General features: G+C 35.3%; 8 protein-coding genes. All 8 read right to left on the bottom strand.

Features of this window, described 5'->3' with window-relative positions; translation table 11 throughout:
* The 8 genes from CD003_RS04705 to pflB all read right to left on the bottom strand — a co-directional run bounded on the left by CD003_RS04705 (nt 1) and on the right by pflB (nt 11,609).
* Nucleotides 1-1,680 carry a sensor domain-containing diguanylate cyclase gene (locus tag CD003_RS04705; RefSeq protein WP_142302841.1) on the bottom strand — a complete coding sequence of 560 codons (1,680 nt, stop codon included), beginning with the start codon at nt 1,678-1,680 and terminating at the stop codon, nt 1-3.
* Nucleotides 1,681-1,791: 111 nt separating this feature from the next.
* Nucleotides 1,792-3,234 (bottom strand): NAD-dependent succinate-semialdehyde dehydrogenase, encoded by a 1,443-nt coding sequence (locus CD003_RS04700; protein ID WP_096199722.1) that lies wholly within the window; start codon nt 3,232-3,234, stop codon nt 1,792-1,794.
* 302 nt (nt 3,235-3,536) lie between these two features.
* Nucleotides 3,537-4,061, bottom strand: a complete 525-nt coding sequence (locus CD003_RS04695; RefSeq protein WP_096199721.1) for a CBO0543 family protein — start codon at nt 4,059-4,061, stop codon at nt 3,537-3,539.
* A 255-nt stretch (nt 4,062-4,316) separates the two neighbouring features.
* Complete coding sequence (locus tag CD003_RS04690; RefSeq protein ID WP_096199720.1) at nt 4,317-5,228, bottom strand: TIGR01777 family oxidoreductase; 912 nt, start codon at nt 5,226-5,228, stop codon at nt 4,317-4,319.
* A 79-nt stretch (nt 5,229-5,307) separates the two neighbouring features.
* Nucleotides 5,308-6,477, bottom strand: a complete 1,170-nt coding sequence (locus tag CD003_RS04685) for a PstS family phosphate ABC transporter substrate-binding protein (RefSeq protein WP_096199719.1) — start codon at nt 6,475-6,477, stop codon at nt 5,308-5,310.
* Nucleotides 6,478-6,602: 125 nt separating this feature from the next.
* Complete coding sequence (locus tag CD003_RS04680) at nt 6,603-8,288, bottom strand: methyl-accepting chemotaxis protein (protein ID WP_096199718.1); 1,686 nt, start codon at nt 8,286-8,288, stop codon at nt 6,603-6,605.
* Between the two features lie 247 nt (nt 8,289-8,535).
* Nucleotides 8,536-9,267, bottom strand: a complete 732-nt coding sequence (pflA, locus tag CD003_RS04675) for a pyruvate formate-lyase-activating protein (protein WP_096199717.1) — start codon at nt 9,265-9,267, stop codon at nt 8,536-8,538.
* A gap of 110 nt (nt 9,268-9,377) precedes the next feature.
* On the bottom strand, nt 9,378-11,609 hold the full coding sequence (gene pflB / locus CD003_RS04670; protein WP_096199716.1) for a formate C-acetyltransferase: 2,232 nt from the start codon (nt 11,607-11,609) through the stop codon (nt 9,378-9,380).
* Nucleotides 11,610-11,720: the final 111 nt, after the last annotated feature.

The raw sequence follows: 11,720 nt of genomic DNA, 5'->3' as shown, positions 1-11,720 counted from the left end.
TTATATATTAGTATCATTCTCTTCTGTTGTTTCTTTTAAATTAGAAAATTGCTGAATTTGATTTCGACCACTCGCCTTCGCATGATAAAGAGATTTATCAGAATTGCCTATTAACTCCAGCAAAGTTATCGCACCATCAGTAGGCTTTGCCTCTGCAACACCTAAACTAACTGTACAGTTTATACTCTTATCGTTAATGCTTAATGGATTCGCTTCTACTTCTTCTCTAATTCTAGCTGCAACTTGCATACTACTTACCTCATTTGAATTTGGTAGAACTACAACAAACTCTTCTCCTCCGTAGCGTGCAACAATATCCAAATTGCGAACAGATGTAGATATAACATTAGCTACATGTGTAAGTACTTCATCACCAACAAGATGACCAAATGTATCGTTTACTTTCTTAAAATAATCAACGTCAATCGTAATACAGGAACAAGAAATACCTGCTTGGTAACAGCTATTCAATATTTCTTCACCACGGTCCATTAGATAATGTCGGTTATACAAATTTGTAAGCTGACAAGTAGCCGATATTTCTTCTAATGAATCAAACTGTCCTCTTACTTTCTCACTCATACGATTAAAGGCATCATATAATTGACTAAACTCGTTTGCTGTAGTGCGTTTATCTAGTTCTTTTATTTTATAACTATAATTACCATCCTCCAAATTCTTTACTCCTTGAAGAAGTTGTTCAATTGGATATTCAATCGAATTTCTTGAAAAATAGAAGAGTAAACGATTCGCAATAATAATAGCTACTAAAATAGATAGACCAACAAGCGATGTTTTTTTAATAAAGTTTATGTATGAATCAAACGCACTTACTTCTGTAATAAGCAACCAGTTGTCTTGATTAATCCACGTACTTGAACTAAAAACTTGTTTCCCATGAGGATCTCGATAAATAATTGGAGACTGATTTACATTTTTTTTTGCAAGCTGAAAAATATGTTCGTCTATCTTATAATTCAAATGTGAGGCTACACTTCGCTGTTCCTCCAGCCATGACTCTGTTAACAATACCCCATCGTTGTTTACAATATAAGAGTGACCTGTACTTCCAATTTGAGAACCTTTCATTAATTCATCTATAGTCGATAAATCAATTGCACCAAAGACAACTCCATTAAAATTCCCTTCATTATCTAATACTGGTGAGGCTAATACTACAATTGGTCTATTCGTTACCTTACTAATTAAAACATCTGTTATATGTTCCTGCATTTCATTTTTTGCTATTTTAAAATACTCGCGACCTCTAACATCGATAATGTCTCCATCACTCGCTCGATCAAGACTAGCAGATACCGTATCAAATTGAACAAGCCCATTTTCGTTAACGAAAACCAAATCTGAAAATTCTTCTTTTTCTTCTATAAAGTTATGAAAATATTCTTTTGTTCGTTCAAAATCATGATCCCTTACTTTATCTAGCTTTGAAATGATATTTATATCTCTAGAACGATCGTTAAGCCAATTTTCAAACGAGAAAGATTGTGCCTGTACTATATTTTCTATTTCTTTCTGCGTCTGTTGATTCGATTGTTGAAATTCTATTAAAAACGTCGGTAATAAAATTAAAGAGGCAATGATAAATGTATAAATTAATACCCATTTTCGCAATATTACACGAATTTTATTTCTTTTAGTTTTGCCTTTTTTATCATCCACATGAATACCTCCTACTAATACATTAATAGTAGCAAGGTTGATAAATTTTGGCAATGTTAGTATAAAATAAAGGGACTAACCGATAGTACGATTAGTCCCTTTAGTATTATATTATACTCCGTAAGAAACAAATTTCGTTTCTAAGAAGCCTTCAATTCCCCATTTACCACCTTCACGGCCTAAACCACTTTCTTTAAAGCCACCGAAAGGAGCTTGAGTTTGTGTAGGTGATCCATCATTTACGCCAACGATACCGTACTCAAGTTTTTCAGGAACACGCATACATCTGCTTACATTTTGAGAATACATATAAGCTGCAAGACCATACTTGCTGTCGTTTGCCGCTGCAATTACTTCTTCTTCATCCTTGAATGTGATAATTGGAACAACTGGTCCAAATGTTTCTTCTGTTACAATTTTCATTTCAGGAGTTACATTTGATAGAACAGCTGGTGAACAGAAGAATCCATTATCATAACCTTCACCAGTTAAGCGCTCCCCACCAGTTAACACAGTAGCGCCTTTTGATTTTGCATCTTCAATGTGGTCTAATACTTTATCTAAACCAGCTTGGTTAACTAATGGTCCAATTTCAGCTTCTTTGTTACGACCATCACCAACAACACTTCTTTCAACACGCTTCACAAGCTTCGCAGCAAACTCTTCTGCCACAGACTCGTGTACGTATAAACGGTTCGTACAAATACACATTTGACCAGTGTTACGGTATTTACTGTCAAATAAGCCTTTAACAGCAGCATCTAAATCAGCATCTTCAAATACGATAAATGGTGCGTGACCACCTAACTCTAATGAAATACGCTTTAATTGGTTAGATGCTTGGCTCATTAATAGCTTACCAACAGGTGTTGAACCAGTAAACGTTACTTTGCTTACTTTTTCATTTTCCATGATTTCTTTACCAACAGCTTTTGGCTCACCTAATACAAGGTTTACTACCCCTTTAGGGAATCCAGCTTCTTCGATTAATTCGAATAAACGAACAGCTGTTAATGGAGTTGCCTCAGCTGGCTTAAGAACAACTGTACAACCTGCAGCTAAAGCTGGTGCAATTTTACGAGCTGCCATATTGATTGGAAAGTTCCAAGGCGTAATTGCAGCAGTTACCCCAACAGGTTGCTTCATTACATGAATACGTTTGTTAGGGAATGTTGATGGAACTGTTTCCCCGTATACACGCTTTGCTTCTTCAGCATACCAAGCGAAGTTATCAACTGCTCCAAGTACTTCTCCAGTTGCTTCACGAATTGGCTTACCTAATTCAGCAGCAATAATTCCAGCTAGCTCATCACGATTCTTCGCAAGTAAACCAGAAAGCTTTTGTAAGCATTTAGCTCTTTCACGCGCTGTTGCACTACCCCACTCTTTAAACGCAGCATCTGCCGCATCAATTGCTTTAGCAGTATCTTTTTCGTCACCGTATGTAATCGTTCCTACTACTTCACCAGTAGCTGGGCTTGTAACGTCTAAAGTATTACCTGATTCAGCTAATACCCATTCACCATTAATGTACATTTGTTTAACATTTGACATGAATATCTCTCCCTCACTCTTAAAACTATAATCATCATTGTATTCTAATTCCTAATAAGATTACAATTGATTCGCACTGGAAATATAACGATTTTAAAACGTCCAATACAAAACAATTATATAAAGCTATAGTATCATAGTATAAGAATCTTTTAAACAAATAAAGAGTAAGCGCTAACAAGATAATTATGAGTTATGGGTTATGAGTTACGAATTGTTGGAGACCACAAAAAACTCAATTGTTAAAAGTATCATTTGTATTTCTAATTTATCACTTATAAATCATAATTCAAAATTCACTTTCAAACTTGATTCCTCACCTCCACTGGTACATGCACTGGAACTTCAAACCACCATAGAACGGCAACTGCGACAAGTGCCGATAGGAAATATGTTAGTAATGGTCTCGTTTCGTGTAACTTCAGTAACGGAAACATAACACAGAGAAAGGCAATCGACCACCATAAAGTCCATTCATATTGATATATAATATGTCCTGTGTAAATAAACACCGCTTCCCAAATAGCATAAATTCCAATCCATTGTATTGTATGAAGAAATTGCTTTAATTTTGTATTCGGATAGTTACCTATAAATAAAATAACTGTTGCTGGAAAGACAATAAAGGTATAGACCATTTCAGTTAATGTATGGTTAGAAATAAAATCTGCTTCCATTCTCCAAAGAAAATAATTTGCTGTTAAAAAATTATAGGTTAAGTTACCTAGGGCTATAAATAGAATCGTCGCTTGATATTTCTGCCAATTTTTCCAATCTCCCTTAAAGTAAACAACAATAATACTAATTATGGCAGTTAAGATATGCATACCGTTCCCTCAATTCAAATATTGTTTGGACCAACCATTGTGACATACACTACCAAAGACTTCTTCCGGTCATAACCTATAACAAAGTATCCATATTTTGCACCATTTCATAAGATTAATGTAAAAAATGTAAATAAAAATAACCTAATCCTCATTCGTAAGTAAATTTTGACCTAACCTTTAACAAATTAAAACAATAGGCAATAACAAAAAGAAGCAAACATCCGATGAATGTCTGCCTCTATATCTATCTGCTTATCGCACTAAATTTTCTAATGCTTTTTCTAAATCCGTATATTGAAATATAAAGCCACTCTCTTGTAACCTTTTCGGTATACAGTTCCTTCCCGTTAATGCTAAGCTCGGTTCTGTTTGCATGAGTACATATGCTCCTAACCAAACAAAGGGAGTTGGGGCTGGCGGTGACCACCCTTTTCCTACCACTTTTCTTAGCGTTTTCATAAACTCTTTATTTGTAACTGGACTTGGTCCCGTTGCGTTGTAAATCCCACTGTAGCTCTCGTTTTCAATTGCCTCAAGAAACATTTCATTTAAATCATCAATATGTAACCAACTAATATATTGTTTCCCTGAACCAACTGTGCCACCGAGATTATATTTTACTAATTTTATTAAAGGCTCAAGTGCCCCTCCACCCTTTCCTAATGCAAAACCAATTCTTAGTAACACTTGGCGGGTATTTGGGAATGATTCTTTTAAAAAACTTTCTTCCCATTGCTTACAAACATGAACTGAGAAACCGTCTCCATGTGGTGAGTATTCATCACAAACTTCGGTAGTATCACCAAATATAGCTAAAGAACCAGCTTGCACAAAAGCTTTAGGTGGTTGCTTACAATTCCTTATCGCATCCTGCAACACCTTAACTGAATGTAACCTTGACGAGATAATCTCTTTTTTATTCCCTTTGGTATAAATACAATTTACACTTTTTCCAGTAAAGTTCACAATTGCATAACTTCCTTCAATCGCCTCAACCCATTCATCAAGACGTTTACCATCCCACTGTACGTACTTTACATCATCGTGAACAGCCGATTTTCCTCTAGTTAAAATAATAACTTCATACCCTTTATTTACTAGAAACCTAGCTAGCGATTGACCAAGAAAACCACTTCCACCTGCAAGGACAATTTTTTTGTTCATCAAAACAAACCTTTCATTCTTTTGATTTACACCTTACCTTGTTGCGAAAATAGCACAGAATTCTCTACTATTCAAACAATTAGTATTCTCTAACTGGTACATACCCTGTTTTTTCCACTAAATGTTGACCTTGCTCAGACAATATCCAATCAATAAATCTATCAATATTCGGGTTATCACTTCCTGCTGTTATCGCATAAAATTCAGCAGATATTGGATATTCATGGTTATGAATTGACTCTTTATCTGGATAGACACCTTCAATTGCTAGATGGCGAATCTCGCCGTTTTGAACCATTTCCGTTGAATAATAACGGAATGAATAACCTATAGCATTCTTAAAATTACGGTAGTTGGATGTCTGTTCTATTATTCCACCCATTCCAGCTACCACATCTTCAGTTGGAGCCTCCATTAACGGGATATCCCCCATCAAGTTCTCTAGTGCTGTTTGACTTCCACTGTCATTAGGTCGTTGAAACGCCCGAATTGATTCATTATTTCCACCAACATCTTTCCAGTTTGTAATTTTCCCTGAATAGATGTCCTGGATTTGCTGTATTGTAAGACTTTCAACTGGATTTCTAGCATTAACAAAAAAGACAAAGGCTTCACGGCCGATTGGTGTTACATGTAACTCAACGCCTTTACTCTTTGCTTCACTTAATTGCCTTTCTGATGGTCCTGCAGCAAAAATTATATCAACATCACCATTTATCAAATTTCGATAAGCTTGATTTGTTTTTGTTGCCGTTACCTCACTTCTGTCCAATCGATACTCTTCTTCAGGATATGTAGCTTTAACAAAAGCGGAATACAAAGGATAAAGTGCAGTTGCTCCATCTAGAATTGGCAGGTCGCTTTCTATTTTTAGTGTAGATTCCTTTTCTAACGAAACTACTTTCGATAGTTCGTGAAAAGGTTGATATTCTAGTAAATCTACTTCCTGGTCATTTACCATTTCAATACTTTCGTAATAAGAATTATATAGTTCATAACCTCCAATGGCGACAAGACATAATACGAAAAAACTTATAGCACTAATCATCAGCTTTTTCGGTTTGACAACTTTAAAAATTGCTAGAATCATAATAATTGCGATTCCAACTGCTATCACAATGACAAGAGGTGTATAAAATTTCACACCACCCATCAGGGCTGTCAAAACTGCTCCGATAAAACCAAAAAAACCAATTAATGCTACTAAAATTACAGAGTATACTATTTTAAGCACTATCGTTGAGTTCATGACACTTCCCCTTTATCAAAAAACGTATAGGTATTCGACGTAATCGTACCATAAAACCCAACTATTTCATTTATTTTATAAAAAAAGATGGCTAAAAGTTTATACAAACTTTCAGCCAATTTCTCTTACACTCTAAATTTACTAACTAACTCTTGTAACGTATTTGCCATTGTTGCTAACGAGTTAGCTGAAGCTGCAATTTCCTCCATAGATGCTAATTGTTCTTCAGTTGAAGCAACAACATTTTGGGTTTGAGCTGAGGTTTCTTTAGAAACAGATTTGATTCCATTAATAGCTGCTGATACTTCCTCAGAATAGGCAGATAATTGCTCTGCAGTAGAAACCATATTATCTATTTGCCCCCCCATTTCTCTCATAGCTTGGACTATTTCCTTAAAACTAGTATCTGTATGTTCAACAATACTTAATCCAGTTTGTACATCTTGTTTCACCTGTTCAATCGAATGATTTGAATGTACAATTTCACTCCTAATTTCATCGATTAAATTAGAGATTTGAGTTGATGACCTTTGTGATTGCTCAGCTAACTTCCCAACCTCTGTAGCTACCACTGCAAAGCCTTTACCGTGGTCTCCAGCTCGAGATGCTTCAATTGAAGCATTTAATGCTAATAAATTTGTTTGAGCTGCTAATTTATTTATCACATTTGAAATATCACCAATCTGCTCCGAGCGTTTCTCTAATAATTTAATAGCTTGACCACTAGTATCTACAGAGGTATGAATAGCATGAATTTGCTGTACAGTCTTTTCAACATAGTTACCACCTCGCTCCGCTTTTTTACTAGTGTTTGAACTAGCATCAGAGATTACTAATGCATTTTCAGCCATCTGATTGATTCCGACCGCTAGTTCATCAAGTGCAATTGAGCTTTCATTTACATTAACTGTTTGATTTTCTGCACCATCCGCAACTACTTGGATGGCATCAGTAATTTGCTCCGTCGCTTTACTTGCTTGTTCTGAACCTGCATGTAATTGTTCTGAAGATGCGGCTACTTGATAGGAAGAATCCTTCACTTGGTTAATCATCGTATTGAGCTTTTCTCTCATTGTATTATAGCTCGTAGAAAGTTCTCCTAACTCGTCACTAGATTGGTCATCTACAGCTATAGTAAAGTCACCATTACCAGCTGAAGCTAACGCATTAGATATTATCGTCAACCTTCTCTTTAATGCTCGTGTAAACAAATAAACGATTAACATTGAAATAACAATTACAATGAATAAAACAGAAAGAAATATTTTCAAAAATGAAGCAATAGTTTGGTCAATAATTTCTTGTGAAGCTCCTACATAAGATATACCAATTACCTCTCCTGTACTTTCTTTTATTGGCATATAAGCTGTTTGATACATATACCCTGCGACTTCTGCTTTACCGTAATAGTTATTGCCTTCATTTAATACAACATGAGCAACTTCAGGAGAGACTTTCGTATTAACCGCTCTTTGTCCATCTACAATCACATTTGTAGAGATACGAGTATCCCCTAGAAAAATTGTTACAGTATCACCTGTATCATCACCAATTGTATCCACTACACCATAATTATCATTCATTAATATAGAACCTTTATACAACTGATTACTTTCTATCGTCCAATCACCTGGATAAAGAGTGTCGATATAACGATATGCAAAAGTTAAATCTGCTCTGGCCTTTTCCGTAGCAAACTCTTCAATTCCCTTCGTCATTTGTTGATGAACAACAAAACCTACAATTGTTGATAATAGCATGATAATTGCTATAACAATTAAATTAATTTTTGTACCTAACTTGAATTCCATTCGCTTTCTCCTTTTACTTAGTCTTCAAAAACAAAAAAAATACGCCTCTAAACTATTCATCGTGAATAGGAAGCGTATTAGCATTTTTTGCAGGTTCACTACTAAAAATCACTAAATTTCTTCATTATGATAAAATACGCAGAAAGGTGACAGGAGCGCTATCCCTTCTCTTACATAGTTTTTCATTTTGATTACCAAGTTATTATATCAACATATTTAACTTTTTCAATATTTATTTACAACTATGTCATTCCTTAATTCCTAAAATCCTATGTGCTTTTTCTATCGTCTCTTTATCAGGTGGATTAACATCAGCTAATGGATATGGAATTCCTAGCTCTTCCCATTTGTATACTCCTAATTGATGGTATGGTAACACTTCAACTTTCTCTACATTATTTAATGTGTTAATAAATGAAGCCAAGCTCTGTATGTGTTCGTCTTGATCATTAATTCCCGGAATAAGAACATGACGTAACCAAATCGGTATTTGTTTTTCAGAAAGAAGCTTCGCAAACTCTAAAATATGATTATTAGGAACAGTTGTAAGTTCTTTATGCTTTTCATTATCAATATGCTTAATATCTAATAAAAACAAATCAGTATATTTGACTAATTCTTCAAGTGAATTTAAAAAATCTGTAGTCTTCGAAACACAACCAGCTGATGTATCAATTGTTGTGTGGAGTCCTAACTGTTTGCATCTTTTAAATAATTCTATTAAGAAATCGATTTGCAATAATGGTTCTCCACCACTAACTGTGACACCACCATTAGAGCGCTTTAAATATGGTATATACGTTTCAATATCAGCAATAAGCTCATCTACAGATGTTGTTTTTCCTTTTTTTTGTTCCCACGTATCAGGATTATGACAAAACTGACATCTTAAAAGGCAACCTTGTGTAAAAATGACATAGCGTATCCCAGGTCCATCAACCATACCTGACGTTTCAACTGAATGAACATATCCCTTCATAAATAGTCCTCATTTCTAACTTTGAATTCACATTATATTCTAACTATAGGTAAAGCCCCTCTTTGATAGTTTTTTCAGAGGGGCTTTAGTTATTCTCTTTTTTATCTTACCTATCTTCCAAGTGACTCATGGAATGTACGGTTAATGACATCTAGTTGCTGTTCTCTTGTCAACTTAATAAAATTAACTGCATATCCTGATACACGAATTGTTAACTGCGGATATAGTTCTGGATGTTCCATTGCATCAAGAAGCGTTTCCCTATCAAATACATTGATATTTAAGTGATGACCAAATTTTTCAGAATAACCATCTAATATCGCAACTAAATTTGTGATTCGGTCATTTGACTCTTTCCCCAATGCTTTTGGCACGATAGAAAATGTGTTAGAAATTCCATCTAATGAATGGTGATAAGGTAACTTCGCCACTGAGTTTAAAGAAGCAAGTGCACCCTTTTTGTCTCTTCCATGTAGCGGATTCGCTCCTGGAGCAAACGGCTCACCATCTTTTCGTCCATCTGGTGTGTTCCCTGTTTTCTTTCCATAGACAACGTTTGATGTAATAGTCAGTATCGACATCGTTGTTTTCGCATTACGATATGTGTCATGCTTCTTTAACTTCTTCATGAAGCATGTCACAATCTCTTCAGCAATTTCATCTACACGGTCATCGTTATTTCCGAATTGCGGATAATCTCCTTCAATTACATAATCAACAGCAATTCCATTCTCATCTCGAATTACTTTCACTTTGCTATGCTTGATCGCACTAAGTGAATCAGCTACTACCGACAATCCAGCAATTCCAGTTGCCATCGTTCTTAGTACATCTTTGTCATGTAGAGCCATTTCAATTCGCTCATAATTGTATTTATCGTGCATGAAATGAATGACATTTAATGTGTTTATATATAGCTCCGCTAACCAGTCAAGCACTTGGTCATACTTAGCCATCACTTCATCAAATTCTAAATAATCGCCTCGAATTTTTTCAAACATTGGAGTTACCTGTGTTTTCGTTTGCTCATCGACTCCACCATTAATTGCATACAATAACGCTTTCGCTAAATTAGCTCTAGCTCCAAAAAACTGCATTTGTTTTCCAATTTTCATTGCTGATACACAACAAGCAATTCCGTAGTCGTCTCCAAATTCTTCACGCATTAAATCATCATTTTCATATTGAATTGAGCTTGTCTTAATCGACATTTCAGCACAATAGCGTTTGAAGTTTTCAGGTAGATTCGTTGACCAAAGTATCGTCAAATTTGGCTCTGGTGCTGGTCCTAAGTTTGTAAGCGTATGAATAAAACGGAATGATGTTTTCGTTACTAATGGACGCCCATCAATTCCTACACCACCGATTGATTCTGTTACCCATGTTGGGTCTCCACTAAATAAGTCATTATATTCCGGTGTTCTAGCAAATTTCACAAGGCGAAGCTTCATGACAAAATGATCGACTAATTCTTGTGCCTCTTCCTCTGTCATCGTTCCTTCTTTTATATCATTCTCAATATAAATATCTAAGAATGTAGATACACGACCAAGACTCATTGCAGCTCCATTTTGCTCTTTAATTGCTGCTAGATAGCCAAAGTATAACCACTGAAAAGCTTCCTTTGCATTTTCCGCTGGATCAGAAATATCAAAGCCATATGAAGTTGCTAGCTCTTTTAATTCTTGAAGTGCTCTAATTTGTTCCGCTAATTCTTCACGTAAACGAATCAAATCTTCTGACATTCTTGGACCTGTTTCTTGTAAATCCTTTTTCTTTTCGTTAATTAAGAAATCTACACCGTATAAAGCAACCCTACGGTAATCTCCAATTATTCTTCCACGTCCATATGCATCTGGAAGCCCAGTAATAATCCCTATTTTTCTAGCAGTTTTCATATCATCTGTATAGGCATCGAATACTCCTTGATTATGAGTTTTGCGATGATCGGTGAAGAAGCGATCCACTTCTCCATCTACTTCATAGCCATATGATTCACATGCAGTAGCTGCCATTCGAATACCACCATAAGGCTGTAACGACCGTTTAAATGGCTTGTCTGTTTGAAATCCAACAACTGTTTCCTTATCTTTATCTAAATAAGCAGGACCATGTGATGTAATAGTAGAAACGATTTCTGTATCTAAATCGTAGACACCACCGTTCTCTCTTTCTTCTTTCGTTAGCTCCATCACTTGAGCCCATAACTTCTTTGTATTATCTGTTGCCGCTACTAGGAATGTATCATCACCAGTATACGGTGCGTAGTTTTTTTGAATAAAATCTCTTAAGTTAATTTCTTTACTCCAAATTCCTTTTTTCAAAAACTCAGGATGTGTCATACCCTTCAACTCCTTGTTTTTAGTACACTTTTAGCTAGTATCTATGTTGTTATCTCTTTGGTGTTTTATATGAATTTACTCTTTTAGTATAGTGTACAAAGCTAGTTTAAG

The sequence above is a fragment of the Bacillus sp. FJAT-45350 genome, assembly GCF_002335805.1.
Taxonomy (GTDB): domain Bacteria; phylum Bacillota; class Bacilli; order Bacillales; family NISU01; genus FJAT-45350.
Note: the sequence above shows the minus strand (reverse complement) of the source record. Positions and strands in the feature narration are given on the sequence as shown.

Bases quoted from the DNA above. Each gene is read 5' to 3' on its own strand.
- CD003_RS04700 (WP_096199722.1), bottom strand. From the start codon at position 3,234: ATGTCAAATGTTAAACAAATGTACATTAATGGTGAATGGGTATTAGCT.
- CD003_RS04695 (WP_096199721.1), bottom strand. From the start codon at position 4,061: ATGCATATCTTAACTGCCATAATTAGTATTATTGTTGTTTACTTTAAG.
- CD003_RS04690 (WP_096199720.1), bottom strand. From the start codon at position 5,228: ATGAACAAAAAAATTGTCCTTGCAGGTGGAAGTGGTTTTCTTGGTCAA.
- CD003_RS04685 (WP_096199719.1), bottom strand. From the start codon at position 6,477: ATGAACTCAACGATAGTGCTTAAAATAGTATACTCTGTAATTTTAGTA.
- CD003_RS04680 (WP_096199718.1), bottom strand. From the start codon at position 8,288: ATGGAATTCAAGTTAGGTACAAAAATTAATTTAATTGTTATAGCAATT.
- pflA (WP_096199717.1), bottom strand. From the start codon at position 9,267: ATGAAGGGATATGTTCATTCAGTTGAAACGTCAGGTATGGTTGATGGA.
- pflB (WP_096199716.1), bottom strand. From the start codon at position 11,609: ATGACACATCCTGAGTTTTTGAAAAAAGGAATTTGGAGTAAAGAAATT.